The organism is Sporosarcina aquimarina (assembly GCF_023715615.1).
Classification (GTDB): domain Bacteria; phylum Bacillota; class Bacilli; order Bacillales_A; family Planococcaceae; genus Sporosarcina; species Sporosarcina aquimarina_A.
This window is the reverse complement of record NZ_JAMBOM010000001.1, coordinates 1-22,659: the sequence shown is the minus strand read 5'-3', so window position 1 is coordinate 22,659 and position 22,659 is coordinate 1. Positions and strand designations below refer to the sequence as shown.

At 37.5% G+C, this 22,659-nt stretch carries 20 protein-coding genes; 8 read left to right on the top strand and 12 right to left on the bottom strand.

Going from position 1 to position 22,659, the window contains the following annotated elements; translation table 11 throughout:
• Positions 1 to 281: 281 nt before the first annotated feature.
• Positions 282 to 1,559 (top strand): DUF5068 domain-containing protein, encoded by a 1,278-nt coding sequence (locus M3197_RS00095; RefSeq protein WP_251657998.1) that lies wholly within the window; start codon positions 282 to 284, stop codon positions 1,557 to 1,559.
• A 52-nt stretch (positions 1,560 to 1,611) separates the two neighbouring features.
• Here the strand turns inward: M3197_RS00095 and M3197_RS00090 are convergent, their stop codons facing one another.
• The gene (locus M3197_RS00090; RefSeq protein ID WP_251657996.1) at positions 1,612 to 5,811 is read right to left on the bottom strand and encodes a S8 family serine peptidase; all 4,200 of its coding nucleotides are present in this window, start codon (positions 5,809 to 5,811) and stop codon (positions 1,612 to 1,614) included.
• 247 nt (positions 5,812 to 6,058) lie between these two features.
• On the bottom strand, positions 6,059 to 6,409 hold the full coding sequence (locus M3197_RS00085; protein WP_251657994.1) for a protease inhibitor I9 family protein: 351 nt from the start codon (positions 6,407 to 6,409) through the stop codon (positions 6,059 to 6,061).
• A gap of 683 nt (positions 6,410 to 7,092) precedes the next feature.
• Between M3197_RS00085 and M3197_RS00080 the strand changes: the two genes are divergently transcribed.
• From M3197_RS00080 to M3197_RS00065, 4 genes are all read left to right on the top strand, one after another.
• Positions 7,093 to 7,410 carry a PadR family transcriptional regulator gene (locus M3197_RS00080; RefSeq protein WP_251657992.1) on the top strand — a complete coding sequence of 106 codons (318 nt, stop codon included), beginning with the start codon at positions 7,093 to 7,095 and terminating at the stop codon, positions 7,408 to 7,410.
• Entirely contained in the window at positions 7,403 to 7,975 is a 573-nt protein-coding gene (locus M3197_RS00075; protein WP_251657989.1) for a DUF1700 domain-containing protein, read from the top strand. The genes M3197_RS00080 and M3197_RS00075 overlap by 8 nt, the downstream gene beginning before the upstream one ends.
• A 3-nt stretch (positions 7,976 to 7,978) precedes the next feature.
• Complete coding sequence (locus tag M3197_RS00070) at positions 7,979 to 8,773, top strand: DUF4097 family beta strand repeat-containing protein (protein ID WP_251657987.1); 795 nt, start codon at positions 7,979 to 7,981, stop codon at positions 8,771 to 8,773.
• Between the two features lie 443 nt (positions 8,774 to 9,216).
• The gene (locus M3197_RS00065) at positions 9,217 to 9,624 is read left to right on the top strand and encodes a VOC family protein (RefSeq protein WP_251657985.1); all 408 of its coding nucleotides are present in this window, start codon (positions 9,217 to 9,219) and stop codon (positions 9,622 to 9,624) included.
• Between the two features lie 289 nt (positions 9,625 to 9,913).
• On the opposite strand, the gene M3197_RS00060 is transcribed toward M3197_RS00065, so the two are convergent.
• From M3197_RS00060 to M3197_RS00020, 10 genes are all read right to left on the bottom strand, one after another.
• Entirely contained in the window at positions 9,914 to 12,220 is a 2,307-nt protein-coding gene (locus M3197_RS00060; protein ID WP_251657984.1) for a glycoside hydrolase, read from the bottom strand.
• A gap of 36 nt (positions 12,221 to 12,256) precedes the next feature.
• A complete protein-coding gene (locus M3197_RS00055; protein WP_251657981.1) occupies positions 12,257 to 13,537 on the bottom strand; it encodes a sensor histidine kinase in 1,281 nt (426 codons plus the stop codon).
• 79 nt (positions 13,538 to 13,616) lie between these two features.
• Entirely contained in the window at positions 13,617 to 14,264 is a 648-nt protein-coding gene (locus M3197_RS00050) for a response regulator transcription factor (RefSeq protein ID WP_251657979.1), read from the bottom strand.
• Between the two features lie 25 nt (positions 14,265 to 14,289).
• Positions 14,290 to 15,024: a metallophosphoesterase gene (locus M3197_RS00045; protein WP_251657977.1), complete on the bottom strand. Its 735-nt coding sequence runs from the start codon at positions 15,022 to 15,024 to the stop codon at positions 14,290 to 14,292.
• Between the two features lie 642 nt (positions 15,025 to 15,666).
• Positions 15,667 to 15,729: a 4Fe-4S binding protein gene (locus M3197_RS17430; RefSeq protein WP_432813971.1), complete on the bottom strand. Its 63-nt coding sequence runs from the start codon at positions 15,727 to 15,729 to the stop codon at positions 15,667 to 15,669.
• 28 nt (positions 15,730 to 15,757) lie between these two features.
• The gene (locus tag M3197_RS00040) at positions 15,758 to 16,162 is read right to left on the bottom strand and encodes a disulfide oxidoreductase (protein WP_251657976.1); all 405 of its coding nucleotides are present in this window, start codon (positions 16,160 to 16,162) and stop codon (positions 15,758 to 15,760) included.
• Positions 16,152 to 16,805 carry a DsbA family protein gene (locus M3197_RS00035; protein ID WP_251660000.1) on the bottom strand — a complete coding sequence of 218 codons (654 nt, stop codon included), beginning with the start codon at positions 16,803 to 16,805 and terminating at the stop codon, positions 16,152 to 16,154. The genes M3197_RS00040 and M3197_RS00035 overlap by 11 nt, the downstream gene beginning before the upstream one ends.
• A 36-nt stretch (positions 16,806 to 16,841) precedes the next feature.
• The gene (locus M3197_RS00030; protein ID WP_251657974.1) at positions 16,842 to 17,357 is read right to left on the bottom strand and encodes a M56 family metallopeptidase; all 516 of its coding nucleotides are present in this window, start codon (positions 17,355 to 17,357) and stop codon (positions 16,842 to 16,844) included.
• Positions 17,351 to 17,695 (bottom strand): hypothetical protein, encoded by a 345-nt coding sequence (locus M3197_RS00025; RefSeq protein WP_251657972.1) that lies wholly within the window; start codon positions 17,693 to 17,695, stop codon positions 17,351 to 17,353. Before M3197_RS00025 ends, M3197_RS00030 begins: the two co-directional genes overlap by 7 nt.
• A gap of 3 nt (positions 17,696 to 17,698) precedes the next feature.
• Positions 17,699 to 18,112, bottom strand: a complete 414-nt coding sequence (locus M3197_RS00020; protein WP_251657971.1) for a BlaI/MecI/CopY family transcriptional regulator — start codon at positions 18,110 to 18,112, stop codon at positions 17,699 to 17,701.
• A 230-nt stretch (positions 18,113 to 18,342) separates the two neighbouring features.
• Here M3197_RS00020 and M3197_RS00015 point away from each other — a divergent pair, with 230 nt between their 5' ends.
• The 3 genes from M3197_RS00015 (at position 18,343) to M3197_RS00005 (ending at position 21,982) form a co-directional block, all read left to right on the top strand.
• The gene (locus M3197_RS00015) at positions 18,343 to 19,779 is read left to right on the top strand and encodes an AcpB/EbpR/MafR family transcriptional regulator (RefSeq protein ID WP_251657970.1); all 1,437 of its coding nucleotides are present in this window, start codon (positions 18,343 to 18,345) and stop codon (positions 19,777 to 19,779) included.
• A 193-nt stretch (positions 19,780 to 19,972) separates the two neighbouring features.
• The gene (gene deoD / locus M3197_RS00010) at positions 19,973 to 20,680 is read left to right on the top strand and encodes a purine-nucleoside phosphorylase (RefSeq protein ID WP_251657969.1); all 708 of its coding nucleotides are present in this window, start codon (positions 19,973 to 19,975) and stop codon (positions 20,678 to 20,680) included.
• Between the two features lie 120 nt (positions 20,681 to 20,800).
• Complete coding sequence (locus M3197_RS00005; RefSeq protein WP_251657968.1) at positions 20,801 to 21,982, top strand: NupC/NupG family nucleoside CNT transporter; 1,182 nt, start codon at positions 20,801 to 20,803, stop codon at positions 21,980 to 21,982.
• Positions 21,983 to 22,659 lie beyond the last annotated feature (677 nt).

The following is a 22,659-nucleotide window of genomic DNA, read 5'->3' as shown; positions in this document are numbered from 1 at the left end:
AAAAATTTGTGTGGAAGTTCTTTTCTACATTTAAGTGTGAGAAAAGGCAGAGGTCCATTCATGGGCTTCTGCCTGTTAAGTATGACTTTTTAAATTCCATCTACCCCTTCTGAACGAACAGTTGTTATAGTTCTTTTTTTCTTCCTGTTTCACCCAGGACTTTCCACATATCATTCCGTTAAAGGAATCACTTAAGATTCATTTTCTAAATAGTTCGTTATTCTATTAATCGAACTGGTACAATTATTTAGATAACTATGTTGACAAAGGAGAGCAACGAAATGAATATGAAAAAATTAGTAATCAGCAGCACATTGGTAGCGATACTTGTACTTAGTGCTTGTGGGAAAACGCAAGATAAGGAAGAGGAAGCAGCAGCTGCTAAGCCACCAAAAAGTGAAGAAACCGAGAAAAAAATTGAGACAAATGCGAGCGAACCAAAAACTGAAATAGAAGAAGACGCTACAGAAACTGCAGAAGATACAGGGAGTGCGGAAAGCGAGTCCTCAGAAAACATGAATCCCTATATGGAAGAAGAGACAGGTGGAGACATAGAAATTGTTTACACAAATACCGAACCAGGGCTAATACATGCCTATTCGGACAAAGTCACAATCTCCATAGAGGAATACCAGATTGCCCATGTGACAAATATGAATGAGTCGGCGAAACACAATTTTGAAGACCAAGACGAAGGGTATGTCATCACATACAAACTTGCCTTTGAAAACAATTTAGATGAGGATGTGTTTTTCAACGCAAGTACAATGATGCTTTCCGACGATGGCACGGAAAACTTATACATGCGGATTGGTCTTGTCGATCGAGCTGATTGGCTAAAAGGCGATAAAGACAAAGCCGGCCGTCAGTTCGCTCCTGGCAAATATACCGGCATGCAATCTTACACGATGACTAAGGATCAGTACCAGCGTTTGACTGCTCCGACATACACCATTGACATTCCATTGTTAGAAGATGACTTTAATAAGCGAATCGGCAAAGACGCCATTTTTAAAGTCCCATTCAACGCTGATGGGGCTGAGAAAGCAACGAAGAGCTCTGCACTCTATGCCGATAAAATGGTAACAGACACGATTGCGGATAAAGAACTGTTTTTCGCAAAGGAAGATGTTAACGAAACTCAAAAGATTGATGGCGTTGCAATCACCCTAGAAGGTGTCCAATATGCTGACGTCAAGCCAACAGCTGCACACGCTGAGCGCTTCCGCAATTTTGGTGACGGCCCGCTTGTTGCGGTAACGGCCAAGTTCCAAGTGAAGAATGACAGCAGCGTAGCGATTTCAAAATCTATGATGGAAAGTCGGTTGTTGTTAGATCAGAACCGAGGCACCATGTTATCACAAGGAATGTTGGAGCCTACGCTCTATGGAGATATGCAACCAGGTGAATCGGAAGAAATTTTAACTGTCTTCCTTTTCCGTAAGGACGAATTCGGCCTATTAAAAGAACTCAAATTGCAATTCGGTCCGCTAACGGACAGCAACGCTAAAAAATTATTCAAAGAGCAGTCTGTCACGTTCGACTTACCGATGAAATAAGAAAAAAGCGACATCCAAAAGGCTTTGGCCATTTGGATGTCGCTTTTATTTTTCATTCCCTCGGTTCAAGTCCTAATGCTTTTAAGAAATCGTTCAAGCTTTTTGAACCGAGTTTTTCAAGTGGCTTTTTGTTTTTAGCGTCGTCTCCGACTTTCAAGAAATTCTTTTCGATGTAACGAATATCAGTTTCATCTACAATTCCATCCTTATTAATGTCTGTACTCGGATGGTTTTTACCGTATTGTGCAACAACACGCATGACATCGTGGATATCGATAACACTATCATTGTTCACATCTCCGGCAGGGGCATCTACAGCATCTACCCAAAATTCTTCCCCAACGAACTCACCATTGTACTCAACACCCGGTCGGATTGTCCGTTGCTTGTTTAAATGTCCAGGTACTTCAAAATAGACAGTATACTCTTTTTCCGAAACGGGCATATTGTAGAAGAAGTATTCCCCGTATTCATCTACTTTTGTATGATAGACTTTACCACTTTTAGATTTCGCATATACTTTTGCACCCATTTTGTCATAATCTTGTATGTCTAAAAATCCATCATGGGTAAATGCTTCTGGTGTGATGAATCCTGAAAGAATTGAATGCTTGGGTACAACTTCAAATGGATCCTTAAGAAATACAGGTAAATCTTGTAGTTCTGTCTCATCATGTTTCTTATATTTGAAGGCGTCAACACCTAATGCGCCTGCACCTTCATAATACGCATCACTAATCATTGTATACGTCACGTCAATGAATGGGCTGTCTCCAGTAAACCCTTTGAATTCCGCTTCAGATTGAAGTGTGGCGCCAACGTGAAGCATGTTAAACCACTCTCCTTCATCGATTTTAGGTTCATCCAACTGTACTTCAATTCCATTTTCATCTGCAAACTTCTTAAATTCATCATTTAACGACATACTTTCAAACTTAAAGATTTCATGATCATACTCCACACCAAATGTCCCTGAGAGTAAATTTTCAACTTGTGATAAATTCAGGGTCATCGTAAATTGATCATTGAGATACAACTTCTCTTTGTCGTATGTTTGCAACGCATATGGTGTCCCTTTTTTGACGACCGTATATCTCGTAAAACTTCTTGTATCTGCATTGGATGCTAAATCTACAGGTACTAAGTCAATTTCCACGGGGCCAGCTTCAATTTCCTCCGGTAATACTCCGAAACTCATTGAGCCATCTGGTGCTACCCCAAGTCCATTTGGAAACGACTTATTTTGATAAACAGTGACGATATTTCCAGATTGGTCGTATTTCAATCCTTTTCCATTTAACAAGTCAATCGTTGAATCATAAATATTCGTATGCACCCAAAACGCATTGAAACCAAATTCGTTTGTATACATTGTTTCATCGACCTCAATAATCCCTGGTTTGTGATCTAGGGTCGTCATTTCAGGAGGCGTGTTGTCTACCACTACAACTTTTTCCATTGAGTATTCGGCACCATCTTTATCCGTCCCCAATAGTTCGTAGAGATAATCTCCTTCTGGTAAGCGGACCCAATCAGCGCCAATCGGGTTCTTGGGATCTCCCGTGAAGGGTAGAATGTTGCCCATGAAACCTTTAGATGCAACATAATCCACGTCGGGCTTCAAATCGTTAAACGTACCCACTATTCCTAGTGGCTCGTTTGTTTTAGAGTCTTTGATAACCAAGTCAACCGTTTCCATTGGGCTTTTTAAGTTCAATTTCAACCCCATGAATGGAAGCAAAAACGGATGATACTTCCACACGTTTGGAACGGCTGGACGATCGAAGTCCATGGAAGCGAATCCTTTACTGGAGATACGAAGTGCAAATGGAATTTGATGTGTTGCACCGTCTCCATCCGAAATTCGAAGATACCCTTCATACGTTCCGAATGCTGCTTTTTCAGAAGCACTAATTTCAGCTTCAAATTCCACCACTTTACCGCCAGCTACCGTCACCTTCTCTGGCACGTTAAGCACGACGCCATTGGCAGCGGCATCTGGTCGTTTATCGTTTGCTTGTAAGAAGTCCACTTCAATCGAATAAGACTTCTCCGTATTCGCAAGGTTCGCTAGTTCTATTTTTTTAGCATTCTTAATGGCTTCCCCTTCAGTAATATAGTAACTACCGAATCGAAGAGAACCTGTTTCGTGTTCCAGTGTAATTGGTTCTTCATCGTCTACCATGCTGATTTGATCAAGCACAGTTACAGCTGTATCCGCATACACGGCATCGTACACATTAATACGTCCCGCTCCCACTTCGTAGACCGAATAATCCTCTTTCATGTCTACTGAGCTGTTCATCAATGCCGTCTTGACTTCGAATGGCGTGTAATCAGGATGATGTTGCAAGATAAGTGCTGCAGCTCCCGCCACGTGTGGCGCCGCCATTGAAGTACCTTGAATTCGTGCATAAGCACTCTCATAGCTATTATCAATGGGATCGTTTACATACGCTGGGTATGTAGAGAAAATAGATACCCCTGGCGCAACAAGATCCGGCTTAATATCATAACTACTTGCGACGGGTCCTCTGGAGCTGAATGCAGCCAGATAATCTCCTTCAGATTTGATGTTGCTCAGTTCTCCAAATGTAAAACTGCTATTCTTCTCAGCGGATTCTACCAATTTCAAACCATCTGCATTAGATACACGGAAAGAAGGTAGGAATGACGTGTTTTCGCCAACGTAATAAGGAATCTGACCTTCTGAATCGTTGAAAACGATTACCGCTTTAGCACCTGCATTCTTTGCATTCATTAGCTTTTCATCAAACGAACGCTGTCCTCTTTGAATCAATGCAATTTTCCCCGTTACGTCTTTTCCTTCAAATTCACCCTCCCCACCAAAACCTACATAAACTAGCGGGTACGATTGACCTTGAAATTCTTCAATCTTATCGGAAAAGTCTTTTGCCAATAACCTCACGTCACTAAACGATGATTCTTCAGTAGTAGCTGAATACGTCGGCGAAGTTTGTGATACATCACTCGCACCAACAGAGATTGGGAGTGCTGCAGTTCCAGGTGCTCCCACTGTTTGTGCATTAGGTCCCGCGTTTCCTGCTGCTACGACACTAACAACACCCGAAAGCATTGCATTATTTACCGCAATCGACACAGGGGATAAAGGGTCATTCACTGAGGTCCCTAGAGAGAGGTTGATGACATCCATCCCATCACGGACTGATTTGTCGATTCCACCCATTACCCCAATCATGTCTCCCGTTCCGTATGGCCCTAAAACACGATATCCATATAACTCGACACCCGGTGCGACACCTTTAACGGCATAGTCTACGTCATTTTCTTGTTGTCCAGCAACTGTCCCAGAAACGTGTGTGCCATGAGATGTATAATAACTATTTTGATAAGGGTCAAATTCAGGTTGTCCAGATTTTAACCAGTCTTTATAAGTTGTTTCCATTGGATCTGCATCATCTTCTACAAAATCCCAACCTTTTACACTATCCGGGGCAATTGTAGCTGGATCTTTTCCCTCTGAAGACTGATAGCCATTGTAGGCATTCGCTAAGTCTGGGTGATTGTAATCGATTCCTGTATCGATAACACCGACTTTGATACCTTCACCAGTGATCCCATCCGCGTGCAGTCGGTCTACACCAATCTGAGGGATGCTATCAATCATTTTGGGTTCAATTGTTTCTTCTGTAATTTTCGGCAGATCTACCTTCAATTCTTCGTTTTTCCATACTCTTTTCACTAAACCCGTATTCAGCACTTCCTTTATTGCTGTTCCAGGCATCGTAACAGCTACTCCATTGAACGCATCACGATATTCTCTCGTGATTTCGACGCTGTTTCCTCCAACAGAATGGGAGCCTAATTTGTTATAAGGTTGAACTTCCAAACTGTTAATCGCATTCTTAAATTCGTTGTGAGACGCCTCCACTTTGTTTTTTGCATCCTTTAAAGAGATCACGCTCCGTTTTTCTTGGAGCTGACTTTTAGCCACTGCTACCTTTGCGGGATCTTGTTTAAATTCTATAATGAGCTCTACTGGTGCTTTACTTTTTTGATTAATGGATGGGTGAACTGTAAATCCGACTTCTTTTTCAAGTTCTTGAATCGCAGCACGCTGTTCTTTAGTTAGTTTGTCCAAAATTTCCCTTGCATCATTTGAATTCTGTTTTGCTTGGATCGCAAGTGCATGTGGCCCTATTAATGAAGCTGTAACTAGAAATGTGGACATAGCCACTGTCATAAAACGTTTCGTCTTTCGTTTGCTCATCATCTTCTTCCTTTCTGACCTCAGATTTTTTGTGCGTTTTATCCACCAAAAACTTTTTTCAACCACTCCCTTTTCTAGTAAATAATTCGAGGATTCTACTTTAAGCGTACCAATAATTTTCGACTTGTAAATTGGGGTAATTTAAATAATTCGAATATTCAATTCAAATTATTTATTTTCAAACGCGAAAAACCCATCTGCACGTAATTTTTACGTAGATGGGCTGATTGTTATTATGAATGAGTTGTCACATTAGCGGGTTCTCAGGAATCCTCATTTCACGATTCGGATAGATTGATTTTATCACCCGGGAAGGCAACAGTTGCTGGATAGCGATTCCTTGAATTTCTAAAGCGACACCGTTTATACCTTTTTTATAATAGTGCATGATCGTATATGGATAATGCTTTTTCCCCAAGAAAATTTCAAGTTCCTTTTGAAAGTGTCTATGGCATTGTTCGACTTGTTCTGACGCTTGTTCCAATGACAAAAAGGAATTTGTTAAGACGGCGACATGGGCAGGGCTCGTTATGAATTCAATAATGACCTGTACAAATTCCTTAGTATGCAAATCCACATCTGGATTGATATAAATCATCGCGTTCCTCCTCCCTGAATGTTCATGACCTGAAACCATCCCTTATTAAACAATTCTACATGACACATCCAATCTTGATAAAGAAGCATATGCAAAAAGTTCTTTTAATTTTCTAAGAGTTTTTTAAGGAACCCTTATGTTACCTATCCAAATGAATATTAAAAAATATCTACACAGCAACTATTGGTATGAGGAAATAATGAAACTCGTCCTGAAATTACTTGCTGATTGAAACGAGAAGTCCATAATGTTTCAACTTGATATAGCGCCTCTCCATTTAAAGTCGAGAAGCCTAGTCTAATTGCAAATCTAAGTACTTTCATTTTGCAAAATACAACTGCTTATAAGTTCTAACTTCTAGAAATTGTGAGTGCGATTCCAATTAATAAAAATCACTTCTGTGAATTTCTGAGAAGTGATTTTTATTTTGATATTTATTGTTTAAAGCGATGTCTAGGATGAATTGATTATTAAGATAAAAGAAAACACATGGTAACTGTATAAAAGTAGTGATGAATAACCGGAATTGTTATTTTTTAGTTAAAAAAACCTTTTTTCTCGACATACTACGTGTTGCATAGTATATTGTGTTAACAAGTATCTTTGAAGTTGTGAAAACCAATACTTTTCAATGCGTGGGGATAAAAGGTCTCAATAATTTTTTTAGTTTCAGGAGGGGTGCTATGGACACACAATTAAAACGAGGTTTGCTTGAAGTATGTGTATTGACCATTTTGTCAAAAGAAGATTCGTATGGATACAAAATTGTTCGAGACCTATCAGAGCATGTTGAGATTACTGAATCAACACTGTATCCAATCTTAAAGCGCTTGGAGAAACAGAATTGTGTGTCCGCTTACACGGTTGAACATAAAAGTCGGTTACGGAAATACTTCAAAATAGAACAGGTGGGTCAAGAAAAGATTCAAGAATTTTTAAATGACTGGGAATCTGTTTTAGCAATATATAAATTTGTTAAAGGGGGTGGGAAAGATGAATAAGTCGAAGTTCATGTCAGAACTTTCCATTAGACTTAATACCTTGCCACAACACGAAATCAACAAATCCCTCGCATATTATTCAGAAATAATTGCAGACCGAATGGAAGACGGCATGTGTGAGGAAGTCGCTGTATCTGGTCTTGGAGATATTGATGAAATCGCTCAGGAAATAGTGCTCGATGCTACACCTATCTCGAAATTCATTCTACCTAACAGGCCGTTGTCCAGTTCAGATATTTTTTTATTAGTTTTGTGTTCTCCCCTAATCATTTTATTAATTGGGATCGTTATATTGATTTATCTTTCTGTATGGTTAGTTATTAGTGCTCTGTATTTAATTAATATTTCTTTTGTGCTAGTTGGTTTAGCAGGAATAGTTGCCTCGATTGTAGATTTCAGAAATAACATACCGATAAATATACTTATATTTATCGTCAGTTTGTTTTCTATCGGAATTGGTATCGTGTTATACGCCCCTATTAAAAAGGGTTCAAAAAAATTATGGGGATTAACCACATTGGTAATAAGGTATATTAAAATAAAATTCATAAGAAAGAAGGACTAAACAATGAATATCTCTTTCAAAAAAGTTATAGGAAGTATCTTTGCATGTACTTTAATCGTTATCCTTGCAGCGTGTTCATCTGATTCAGAAGTGTCTTATGAGAAAAAAACTTATTCTGCAGAGGCTTCAAAAGTACAACAAATCTCATTATCCACAAAAGGGCGAAGTGTCGAGTTAGAAGCGTCCAAGGATGATGAAATTCATATCACTTATTTTGAAAGTGATAAAGAATCTTATAATGTGGATCTTCAAGATAACGGTGATTTAGTGATGCAGTTAGTAACAGATAAAGACTGGAAAGATTATGTAGGGTTAAAAACAGACAAAGAACATCACCTAGTAAAAATCGCTGTTCCTAATGGCATTTCTAGCGCAATTACCATCGAAACATCGAATGAGGATATCATTTTATCTGATTTGAAAATAAATGGATTAGTCGAAGCCAAAACAAATGAAGGGAAAATTGAAGCTTCGAATATAACAGCTAACAAAAATATAACAATGAAAACCAAAAATGATGATATTATTTTGAACGAAGTGATTACTGAAGGCAGCATTGAAGCCACAACTAACAAAGGCGGCGCTAAAGTTTCGAATGTATCAGTCGGCAATACATTAAAGCTAAGGACAAAAGATGGAGATATTACCGGAACTGTGAAAGGTTCGTATGATATGTTTGAAATTATTAGTGAGGTCTCCAAAGGTGACAATAATCTCCCCGAAACCAAAAAAGGTGGAGATAAAACATTAGATGTTGGGGCAAATAACGGGGACATCAATCTCGAATTCGTCGAATAACCTAGATTCTCAAAATGTCTATTGAACTGTCTTATATGTGGGTGCACACTTCCCTGATTCATATGAAATGTGCTCCCACAATTGCGGCATAGATAAGGTAGTTTTTAGTTCTAAAATATTGTTTTATATCGAGGAGTTCAATGAGGGACAACACTGTGTATGGTTTCCATTACATCGAGTAGCACGCTGATAAAATAAGGCAACGCGTTTGATGAGCTCTGCTAATAGGCGTGAGAATTTTCTGTAACATTCTGACGAGCTCCTGAAAGTACGTGTCTAGATGTGCTTTATACAGCAGTGTGTTTACTCCCACATGTAGGGTTAGCTGAAAGAGTAAGAATTGTTAATAGGAAAATTCCTTTTGTCATACAAGCGCATGCAATGCTAACAAACGAAGGTGGAGCAAGGAAATCCAAAAGTGTAGATGAATGGAGTGTAAAGTAATGACACAGTCAATATTGCATACCGCTTTGGTAGTTAAAGACTATGATGAGGCGATAGAATTTTATACAAAAAAGCTCAAATTCAACCTAGTGGAGGATACGTATCAGCCGAAGCAAGATAAGCGCTGGGTAGTAGTATCTCCCTCAGGATCTGGTTCCGCGATTCTATTAGCAAAAGCTTCAAAACCTGAACAAGAGCAATTCATTGGAAACCAATCTGGCGGGCGCGTTTTTTTATTTCTAAGGACAGATGATTTTTGGAGAGATTACAATGAAATGGTCTCTATAGGTATAGATTTCGCAAGGGAACCCAGTGAAGAATCGTATGGAACTGTAGCAGTTTTCAAAGATTTATACGGAAACTTATGGGATTTACTAGAGCTCAATGAAACTCATCCCTTGTATTGACGAGTCATATTGTAAGCGATCAATTTTATAATAAAGCCTCTATTTGTATTCGACCCTTCTAATAACTAAAAATATTCCCATCAAAAAAAGGCATCGTTCTCTCAAAAAATGAGTAAACGATGCCTTTTGATTCGTTTGGATTTGACCAATCCCCTCTTACATTTAAGCACGTAACATGTTTTTTTAATACTAGCAATAAGTTTTGGCGAGAGCAATCTACCAAGAAATATTAGGTATTGAAAAATTGTTTCAGTAAATATAAGCAATTAGAATGTTGCAATATTCGCGCTCACTCTTTCGGCGTATAGATAGTTTTACTATTTCCATCAATGATTAATAATGATTTACCTGGTATTGTCTCTCCTTGATAATTAAATTCATCTTCTGAAAAATTGGCTATTACACTTAATGATTTACCATACTCTGTCATTTGGACATGTCTATCCTCTGAAACAATTTTAAAATCTGTCATTTCTTTTGTTATTGCTTTTCTACTGAAGTTTGACCAAACATTAGAATGTCTTACGATTGTTTCTTTATGTTTATCCCACTCGTGTTTATCTATATGATATAAGGGAGGGACATTATAGAGTACCTCATACAACATCCTATTTGTAATTTCATCTTCTACTTTTAAGGTTCCCCATCCCCACCAATAAGTCGTGATCACTGAATCGTTGTAAACTAACTTATACAATGGAATCGTGTAGTTTGAATCCATAAATAATTTCTTATATTTATCCTTTATAGGTATTTGTTTAGAAAACAGTTCTGGAACCCCACCACTACTTGAATAGTATCTCCCGACGTAGTACTTACTTTCTTTGTTTGTTTTCATATCCTCATCCATCCAAGAAAAAGATGGCGTTTCTATTCCATGAGCAAAGGCAATCGTCTTGTTTGCAAAATCATTGCCGCCTTCTGTTCCAACTATCATTTTCCACTTTTTCTGCAGATACTCCATTCTTTTTATTCTAGCCTGGATGTCTTCTTTTTCAGTGGTAATATGCTCTGGCGAATAGTCATCGTAGATTTCTCCAGTACCATCCGTGTCTAAAAACCATGAGTTGAATTTAATGCCAGTATCTAAAATCGAAGTTATTCTTTCTTTTACACTAGGCATTGCAAGCGTGGGATTCAACTTTCTACCTTCACCTTGGAATCCTTCAATCTTATTCCCATCTTTATTAGTCACAGTTGCTTTCTCGTATAGTGAGGTATCCTTAAACTTAGCGGTTTCCCACTTCTCTTTACCTGGTTCATGGATTGAATGATACGAATCATAGGGACCTATTAAATAGCCGAGTTCTTCTGCTTCTTTCACTAATTCTGGTTTAATAAATCCTTCCTGCCAGTCATCCAGTCCAATCCACATGTTTCCTAACCCTGAATCCTTCATATCCTTTATCACATCGACAGTGTTTGCATCTGCCCATTTCGCGATGGGGTCAACTGCATTTCCAAGTTCGCTTTTAAACAATCTCTTATTTAGGTCAATCAACTCAATAGGATTTAAGTTTTCTGTTTTCCGGTTTACAAGCTCTTGTGTTTCTTTATCTATTCCAGTAAATATTTCCGGATTATAGAATTCTTTTAGTTGCATCACGGTACTTAAGCCTTTTACTATTCTATTTTCAGTATATTTGTCTACATAATCTAAGTTATTTAAATCATCGAAGGCCGCTGAGAGTTCTGATCCATCCTCAACTTTAGTAGTTAATAATCCCTGAATCCATAATTTCAGTTTTTCTGGTAGGTGGTCTCTCAGCTTATTCCACTCTATATTTTCCTCTGAAATCACAGTTCTATCCCAAAAGTAAGCATGGGGTGCACCGTAAAGTTTTTCAATATTACTATTTTCTTCTGCCTTATCTGCCAAGGTTTTGAATGCCCCTTGTTCGATTAAATAATTTTTATAAGTCTTTGCAACATCTACTGGTTTTTTATCCGTTACATATATTCTAAAACCATATTCCTTCTGTTCATTAATTGCTGGAAACTCATGATTATAAGTAAACTCAATTTTATTGTCTGTTTTAAAATTAAGTTCACTATTGTAAGGATTATTAATTATATAGACTAGCGAATATGCACTTTTATCGACTGCAAAAAACTGCATAGATAAAGCCTCAATCACCTTCATTTTTTCTCCATTTAAATAATCTTTCCAAATAGAATCATTGCTTGGAATATACTTCCCTTGATTTAACGGGAGCATATATCCGTCCCCAGTCACTTTTGGCCATGCAAACTTGTTGTCCTCATCTTTGCTAGTTTTTATAGTTACATCTACATACTTATCACTTTTCTTAATTTCAACATCAATATCTTTTTCTAAATAGGACCAGGTAATAGTGTCTCCACTGTCTTTTAAATTTGAAACTTCCATCTTCTCCAGTGGTTCCGATGCCCTCTCAGCAATTCCATTGGACTCTACCTCCAACGCTAGGGTCTCTGGATCCACATGAAAGTTAAAATCCAGATTAGCTATTTGGGTATTGTCCACTTTGCTTGGTACGCTTTTGTCATTCACACACCCCGCAAGAACACTAGTTACCATTGCAGTTATTAACATGACTGGTAGTATTTTTTTCATGTATCACACCTCCACCATTAGAGTAATGCGAGTGCGTTACACGAATGTTACAAAAAACGTTAACCTATTATTTTTTAACTTGAACCCATAATCTAGTTTGTGATTATCCAAAATGGTCTTGATAATAGGCAAGCCTAACCCTGTCCCCGAAAGTTCCTTACTTCTTGATTTTTCTAATACGTAAAAAGGTCTCCATATACTTTCTAAATCGCCTTCGTCTATCTCCCCAACTCCGTTAGCAATAGTAAGGTTCACACCATTAGTATCTTTAGTTAACGTAATTTCAATACATTTGTCATTGGTATATTTAATCGCATTGGTAACTAAATTATCGAGTACAACATCTATCCCTTCTTGATCTGCACGAATAATATAGTCCTTGTCCTCTATATTCAATGATAAATCAATACAGTTTTCCTGTAGTATCAGCGTGTACTTTCCAGTAATATCGATAATTCTGCTGCCTATGTCAAAATCACATTTATTTAATGAACTATTTTCTAACTCTGTCCAGAACAAAAGCTTCCCTATCAATAAATCCATTTTCTCAATCTGCTCTTCAATTACCTCCCTATACGTTCCGTCATCTAAACCGTCCACTATACCTTGTTCATACACTTTCACTATGGATAGTGGCGTTTTTAACTCATGGGACACATCTGACATCAAATCTCTTAATCGCTTATTTTGAAGACTGACCTCGTTATGGGCTTTCTCTAATTTCTCACTCATACTATTTATACTTTTCGCTAGATCGCCTACCTCATCATTGGTGTTAATCTCTTCTCTCCTAAATTTCAAACTGGCTATATCCTGGGACAAACCTTTCAAGGATTCTAAAGGTCTTGTGATTTTGTTAGATAGAATAAGTACTAAAAAAATTATCAGTAATACTGAAAAAGTCATCAGAACCATATTAAATCGATTGATGATTAGGACTGTTTCTTCCATATGTGGTAAAGGCAACGCTATGGCAATAATATAATCATCTATTTTTATAAACTTTGTTAGAACTTTATATTTTGTTACGCCTTGATCATATATTTTATTTACACTATTGTTCTGTAAAGTATTTAACGTATTTTCCGTAATCCAAAATTTGTTTAGTTTTAATTTTTTCGTTTCAAATTCTGATCTTATACTATCATTCAGTTGATCCAAGTTACTACTGACCTCTGAATAGACAATTGTTACGGTGTGTTCCTCTTCTATGCGCTTCAAATTACTCGCAAAATCATTTTCAGAAACACTACGTATATCATTCGCTACCTCGTTTAAAATCTTTCTTTGCTCATATATATAATATCTGTCGACCAAGAAAAAATTTGCTACTATTGAAACAATAAACGTGCAAATAACAATCGATGACACACCCACTGAAAACTTGGTTCCGATTTTAATCTCCCTTCACCTCCAAACAATAGCCCACCCCTCTGTAAGTTTTAATAAGCTCAGTACCAATTTTAGCTCTTAGCCTCCGGATATGCGTATCAACCGTTCGAGGGTCACCATCATAATCCATGCCCCAAACTCGGTCAATTAGCGTTTCTCTCGATAAAATAACACCTTTATTTCTACTGAAAACCAACAACAAATCATATTCGGTCTTAGTTAGCTGAACTAGTTCATCATTCTTATACGCTTTTTTTTCATTTTCCATAATCCGAATATCACTTACTTTAATTTCTTTGCTACTATTCATAAGTTTTTTAGCTCTTACTATCAATATTTGTGGATCAAACGGTTTCCTGATATAGTCGTCAGCACCTGTATTTAAGGCCACTAGTTCATCTTGATTTTGACTTCTCGCTGTCAAAATCAGAACTTTAGTTTGGCTATTTTCCTTTATATAGTTACATACATCTATACCATCAATTTTCGGCATCATCCAATCTAAAATAGCCAACTCAATCTTGGTAGACTCCACTATATCTAATGCTTCCTGACCATCTTTAGCCGTCCGGACATCAAAGCCTTCATTTTTAAAATATGCTGAAAGTACCTTAAGCATTTGCGGCTCATCATCTGCGATTAAAATAGTCATTTCCCATTCCCCCTTCGCAACAATTTTACATAGCTAAGTCAAATACTGATAACTCCGGAGGATTCCAAAATCTCACAGTTATCCTCGTCGTGCCGATTCCACTATTCACATACAAATAGTTGTCTTCCGCTAGCTGATACATCCCTTTTGTGTATTTCTTAGCTAAAGGCGGTGTTACCAAGGGACCAAATAATGGGACAACAACTTGTCCACCATGACTGTGACCAGCCAACGCCAAATCAAAACGTTCAATCGTTATATGGTCTACAAGATCTGGGTCATGCAGCAATAGCAACTTGTCTCCCTGATCATCAACACCTGTATACGCTTTTTCAATATCCGGGTGTCCAAGCATCGCATCATCCAACCCAATAATCGTTACTTTTTGTCCACTATCAAGCTCTATGACACTATTCTGATTTTCAAGTAACTTAAACCCTGATTCTTTCATAATATTTTCATAAAACCTAACCCCACCGCCACCATAGTCATGGTTTCCCCAAACAGCATATTTACCATATCTACTGCGTAGTTTACCCAAAATATCACTTATTTCTGACCTTCCCTCGAAGGCAGATGGAACATCTATCAAATCACCTGTAAAAGCGATGACGTCAGGTTCAAGCTCATTTACTCTTTCGACCAATTTCTTAAGCTGTTGCAATGAATAATGAGGACCCAGATGCACATCTGAAAACTGAACAACTCTGATGGAATCTCCATCTTCAGATGATAGCTCCACTTCAAATTCCCTAGTCACCAAACGTTTTGGCTCTATTTTAAATGCATAAAATATGATCCCAACTACAACTATACCTAGAATGAAAGAGCATTTGATAACTCTCCAAATTATTCTTTTCAAAGTTTCACTACCTTCCTACTGTCTAAAGACTAACTACTACGATATATTCTCTGTGTGACACCAATGTTACGACCAAAAACCCACACCTAAAGGAAGTGAGTCAGTTAACTATAAAGCTGTAGTATTTCAGTTAAAATAACTATGGATCATTGGGTTTTTTATGCGTAATGACAATAAAAAAGAAAGTCGTTTCGGAAGGTCACCCCTTCTAAAACGGCTTTCATTAATTTTAAAACACTATCCATGGTATTCAGTTCAGCTCGGACTATATTGCAGATCAAATAATGGAATTGTATCGATAATTTGTCTTGAATAACAAGACCTATCGCCTAAACAACTAAATGTTTTTAAGAGCTAGTAACATGGATTTTAAACGTACAAATGCAAAAGCAATCTCAGATCCATATTTAAGGGGAATACACCATCTCCTGCGCAACAACTGTTATTGCTCTTTATACCTTTAGAAAAAGTATCCATTCCTCGCTATCGGCTAAGTATTCTTTCGCAATAAGATTTGATGCCAATTCCTCTTCTGATACCTCATTTAATCGCTTCAACAGGACAAACCTCTACGCAATTCCCCGTCAAGTGCCGCTGCTGCACTTGACGCTAAAAAACTACTAACAAACGATCACTTACGTTTCCAGAGGATTAGCATCATAATCGTAATAAATACAAAAGCGATCAGTGACAAAAAAGGGATCGTTACAAAACCAAACCAATTTATATACTGCCCTGAACAAGGGACTCCGCTCGTACATACACTAAACTCATGCAGTGAAGGAATCTTTTGATAAGCATAATGATAACCGGACATTAGCACACCCATTACAGACAATGGGAGCACATACTTAACAATATCCCGATCATTCCGGTAGAATGCGATGCCTAGGAAAAGAACAAGAGGATACATCAGAATACGCTGATACCAACAGAGCGTACAAGGAACAAATCCCATCTGTTCACTAAAAAACAAACTTCCAATCATCGCAGTGATCGAGGCTATCCAAGCAAAGAGCAATGGTTTACTTACCATCCGCAGCCGCCTCTTCCACCATTTTAGTAAAGTCACTCATTGTACGTCCCTTGAATTCTTTCCCACCAATAAAGATTGTGGGAGTTGAAGAAACTCCAAGGTTTTTTGCCATTTTCATATCTTTCTTCAAAGCAGCTTCCCCTTCGTGATTCTGATATGCGGACATTACCTTTTTCACATCTTCGGAACTTGCTACTTCAGCCAGAAGTTCTTCCAAAAAAGCTTCGGTGAAATAATTGGTTTGTTCAGCAGCTGGTTGTTGATTTTTGAACAATAATTCATGGAACTTCCAAAATTCTTCATTTCCAAGCTCCTGATAAACAGTTTCCGCAAATTGAGCAGCAGTTGTCGAATCAGCAGCTATAAATGAATAATTCATAAAGTAAAGTTTCGCTTTCCCATTTTCAACTAATTCCTTATAAATAATTGGAAATAGATTATCATTAAAGTCTTTGCAGCTTGGACATTTATAATCGCCAAATTCAACAATTTCAACTGGTGCAGACTCTTCACCTAAAAAAGGTTGACCCTCATAGTCCAAAACAACCGACTTTTCGCTAACATCCGTTAACACAATAACTCCAATGATACATACAGCCACTATCCCGATAATCCAAAAAATTTTCTTTGACAATACAAACACTTCCATTTCAACTACATTTTGTAGTGTATTTAAGTACTATGCATACACAAGTGCGTACATAAAGAGCGTACAGATAAAACTAAAAACCAATATTGAAAGAAATGCGACTCTTACCGGAATCCTTAACTGAATTTCACTAAACGGATTCAAAAGGTATTTAATCCGATAGTTAACCGATGTATCAGCAAATGATGCATGAGCAAAAAGAATTTTTTCTTGCTTGCCCACTTTCAGCATTTTCAAAAGTGCACTCCCCAGATTCAGAGATGTTGCTTGTTTTTCAATTGCAAACTCATCCGCCAATAATTCTTTAAAAATTCTATATTTCTGATTAAACCATTTAAGAATCGGGATGTACCATAACGTCGATGAGCAAAGTGAAATCAGAAAGTTTTTTAACGGATCGTGATTTTCTTTATGATACATCTCATGATATATAACTGCTGTTAACTCATCATCAGTTAAAAGTTTCATCAAACCTGTTGATAGGACGATTCTAGGTCGAACAAGTCCCATTGTAATTGCAATTGCCGCAGGATGTGAGATCACCATGAAAGCTTTTTTTCATTGTTGTATTTCTTATTCATCTCGTTTGTGAGCGCATTTTCTTTATATAGCTCGAATCGTTTTTTCATTTGCATTGCATGGAACCAATGAATTGTCATTTTCCACAACAAAAATAATAGCGTATATATAACAAACACATCGAGAACATATTCAAGGTAAGATAGACCGATTACTTTAAGCCAACTGTGACAAACTGCAACAAGATTAAACCGGACGTTCCAGCCTGCAAACATCGAGAGAATGTAGATACTCATTTGAAGAAAAATCATTCCTGAGATGATAAGTGATCCGAAAAGCATAAGGCTTGATTGACGTTTGGACATACCTTAAACGTCCTTTTTCAATTCTTTAATTTTTTTTTCGAGCTTTGCGACCAGATCATCATCCACATCTTCAAGCGCATCGAGCATATGACTTACGACAACCGATCCAAACTCCTCCATCAGTTCATTTGTCATCTCTCTCGACTGCGTATTCAAAAACTCGGTTCTTGAGGTAACCGGTTTATACAAGGAAGATCTCCCCTCGGTTCTTTTTTGAAGGACCCCTTTCTCTGTTAACCGATTCATCACTGTCATGACAGTATTGAAATTTGTCACTTTTTCTTTTTCAAGGGCTTGCTGAACTTCTTTAATGGTTCTCTCACCGTCATTCCATAAGACGTCCAAAATTTTGGCTTCAAGAGGTCCAAAAAAACGGTTCAATCCACTTTCATTGATTTTAAACTTTCGTATCCTCACCTGCTATTCACCTCACATTACTCATTGTAGTGTGAAGTAATTAGCCCGTCAAGAATACTTAGTTGAAATTATTCCGTCCACTAAGCAAAACACCTTTTTAAATAAGGTCCTGCTTCACGCTAGACTGCGAGTGCTTACTTGTAAACTTTTATTGCAGTGGTTCCTTTTAGTATAGTGATGTACATGAGGACCAATAATCATATAGGTTTTCAATAGGAAAGGGTGAGAAAGTGGATAAGGACTTTAAATTAGCGAGCCAACTATTAACGCTGCTCGATACAGAAAAAAGATGGTTTACTTTAGCTGAAATCGAAAAAAAGTTAGGGATTTCCGATAAAACAATACGCAAAATGGTGGAAGAAATAAGCAAACAATTACCTCCTTCCATCATCATTGAAGTTTTTAGAGGAAAAGGAGTCCTTCTCCAACGGGATGGTCACAGTACAACAATTAGTGAAGTAATTTCAATTATGTTTAGACAAACCACTTTTTATCGGCTAATGCACCTCTTATTTACGAAAGAGGGTCAGCTTACATTAGAAGAACTTGCTGATGCGATGTTTATGAGCACCTCATCTTTGAAAAAATTGATTATCCAATTAAATAATAACGATCTGAAACCATATAATTTACGTATTTCGCATGCCTCCCCAACAGTGAAAGGGAACGAAATCCATATTCGTTATTTTTATTGGAAGTTATATTGTGATGCTTATGATTTTACAGGATGGCCATTTGCTAGAATTGATTTTACTTTCATCAACCAATTGATCACTACGATTGAGAGCGAGGAAAACATCATTTTCTTTATTAATTCTAAAAGACGTTTAACCTTTTTAGTGGCAATTGTTTTAGAAAGAATTCACTCCGAGAGGTATGTAAACATCACTGATAATCATTACCCTTGGGAACGTGGCATTTTTTATAGACCCGTGTCGAACTTCGCAAAATCACTCGAGAAAATGACCACGGTTACATGGACAAAAAGCGAACTTCTTTTTATGCAGTCTATGTTTAGTCTTAGTCAGTACAACTATTATGATGGAACCAACTCGGCAAGGAGTAAAGAAGTGGAATTGCGTAAGAGTAAAGAAGAATTTCTGATGGTGAATCAGTTTCTAGCACTATTATTACGGCATTATCCCAATCTTGATATGAAAGAACGTTTTGTCCTGGAAGTGTATGAGTTCTTTGACAAGTTATTAATCGATAATGCCATTCCCGAATGGATGGCCATTTCAAAGAATAATTTGACGGAGTATGTTCAAAAAGAGTGTCTGCAGATTTATCAAGAAATGCAAGCTTGTATGCAAATGTGGACTGCACTTCACCCTTCAGTCATATATAATGACTCCCATTTAGTAAAACTAACACTATTAGTAAGTTCAAGCTTACGTTATAAAAGTAAAAAAGCTTTCTTAGTAATAGGAGAAGAATTTTCAATAAGACATTATGTCGCCAAGCTCATCAAAAAAGAAATTGGGGACGATTTGATCGTGAATACCTCGATTATGAAAGAGCTGACGGATGATATTGTAAAGCAACACGAGATAGATTTTGTCATTAGCAATTTTCCTATTGCATTAAGCGACGTACCAGTAGTCATAATTTCTACCATCCCAACTAAAAAGGATTTGGAAAACATTCGAAAAGAATTGCTTTTATAAACGGGGACAATTATTTCCCTGATGCAACATAATATTTTGGTCTAGCTTGTGTTTACAAAAAGTCCTATGCTCAAAGCAGCCGATTATACTGAATTAAATGATTACCGTTTTTTGGACAGATGTTCTTATTTGGAAATGAAAACGGTTTCTTCGGGAATCTTGAGGTTGCTTGTGAAAAAGGGAGGAACAACATTTGAGTAGACATTTAGAAGCAAAAAAAGGACAAATAGCAGAACGCGTTTTGCTTCCAGGAGATCCTTTGCGAGCTAAGTTTGTGGCCGAACACTTTTTAGACGAGGCTTACTGCTATAACGAAGTTCGAGGCATGTATGGCTACACTGGATTGTACAAAGGCGTGCCTGTTTCGGTGCAGGGGACAGGAATGGGAAATCCAACTATGAGTATATACGCTACTGAATTGATAAATGATTATGGTGCTAAAAAATTGATACGTATCGGTACATGTGGTGCGATGCAAAAAGAAGTAAATATTCGCGATATTATACTGGCCCAAGCGGTTTCTTCAGATAGTAATTTAACCGATAAGATTTTTTACGGTTGTAATTATGCTCCAGTAGCAGATTTTTCATTGCTAATGACGGCATTTCAACAGGCACAAAGTAAACATGCAAAAGTCTTTGTCGGCAACATTTACAATTCAGATGAATTTTATCGTGAAACGTTAGATAGACTTCATAAGTTTATGGATTTTGGTGTGTTAGCAGTCGAGATGGAAAGTACAGCTCTTTATACGTTAGCTGCTAAATATGGTGTACAAGCACTTTCTATTCTCACAGTAGGAAGTCAACTGTTAACTAATGAACACCTAACTCATCAGGAAAGTGAACAGTCGTTTAACGAAATGGCGGAAATCGCCTTGAATACGGCTATTGCTCACTAAAAGATTCCTAAAGATGATGGCATTGATAGCCACACTTCTCAAATAATCGTATTGATGTAGTGATCTAACAATTTAGATCTCGACCGCTTACACATTAACCAATAATCTGGGGGAAGAAAAATGCATTATATAATTTCTATTGTGGGTCTATTGCTTGTTCTAGTCATGGCTTGGCTTGCGAGTTATAATCAGAAAAATATTAAATATCGCCCCGTCATTACAATGATAATTCTTCAAATGATTCTAGGGTTTATTTTAATAAAGACAAGCGTCGGAGAATTTTTAATTAAAGGTTTTGCCGGTAGCTTTGCAAAATTACTAGAATACGCCAATGAAGGTATTGACTTTATATTTGGTGGAATGGCTAATGAAGGAGCTCATACATTTTTCCTGTATGTTTTGATGCCAATTGTATTCATGTCAGCGATCATTGGGATTTTACAACATTTTAAAATCCTGCCTTTTATCATTAAATATATTGGTTTTGTACTCAGTAAAATAAATGGCATGGGGAAATTAGAATCGTACAACGCCGTTGCAGCAGCAATTGTTGGGCAAAATGAAGTTTTTATTTCAGTAAAGGACCAGCTCGGATTATTAAATAAAAATCGTTTGTACACACTATGCGCTTCGGCAATGTCGACGGTCTCTATGTCAATAGTCGGGTCCTATATGACCATGCTGGAGCCTAGATATGTAGTAGCTGCATTAGTGTTAAACTTATTTGGTGGCTTCATCATCGCTTCTATCATTAATCCGTATGAAGTAAATCCCGAAGAAGATATTATTGAGGTCCAGGAAGAAGAAAAACAAACATTTTTTGAAATGCTAGGCGAATATATTATGGATGGTTTTAAAGTAGCTGTCATCGTTGGAGTCATGTTAGTTGGTTTTGTCGGGTTAATCGCCTTAATCAACGGAGTCTTTAATGGGGTATTTGGAATTACGTTCCAAGGAATTTTAGGATATGTATTTGCACCAATTGCTTTTCTAATGGGTGTCCCATGGCATGAAGCCGTTCAAGCCGGTAGCATTATGGCAACAAAGCTTGTTGCCAACGAATTTGTTGCCATGCTTGACTTCGTGAAGATTCAAGAAAGTCTCAGTGAACGTACAGTAGCCATTGTATCCGTATTTCTCATCTCATTTGCTAACTTTGGGTCTATCGGTACCATCGTAGGCGCGGTAAAAGGATTAAATGAAAAACAAGGGAATGTCGTTGCTCGCTTCGGACTAAAATTGTTATATGGAGCAACTCTTGTAAGTGTTTTATCTGCCATCATCATCGGCCTTGTATTTTAATTGATTTGAACGATTTTCATCCTTTGCACACCAAGGGGTGGAAGACATAAAAAAGGAGTACCTCCCCAAGTCTAGTAGAACGTTAGTCGTCTTATACATCCAAAAGACTGGAGGTACTCCCTGTGATCAAGGATTGTTCAAAACAACTTCTTTATTTCAAAGCTACACTCATTAATTAACTTTTACCCTGTTACAAATTCTCCTCCATTCACGTATATCCGTAAAATGTTACGTCATCTGATTTGCTAGAGTGGTTATACTTTCAGGTTACTGAAGAACTTCCAATAGCTTAATGGCATTCCTTGTTACTGATGGTCTTTTATGTATTTTACAATCAAATATTACCTTATCATTTTCAATCCATTCTCTGTGTGACACGAATGTGACAAGCAAAAAACCACAACCTCTAACGGTTTGGTAGTTCAATCCACTATGCGTTCATCCTTTTACCCCTTTGGAATTCAAAATTAATGTGGCCATTCATCATGCAGAAGAGGGGATTTCCCGTTTTCCCACAACGCCATTATAAAATAACGCTTGTCATAAAACTTCCTCCCTCTATAAATGTTGATGTATCAACGGTTTGACCCGTTGTTAGGGTGCCAAAAATATTTTTTTGACACGCAGATAAACAATAATAATTAGATATTTGAATCTTCAAACGTCCATGGGTACGC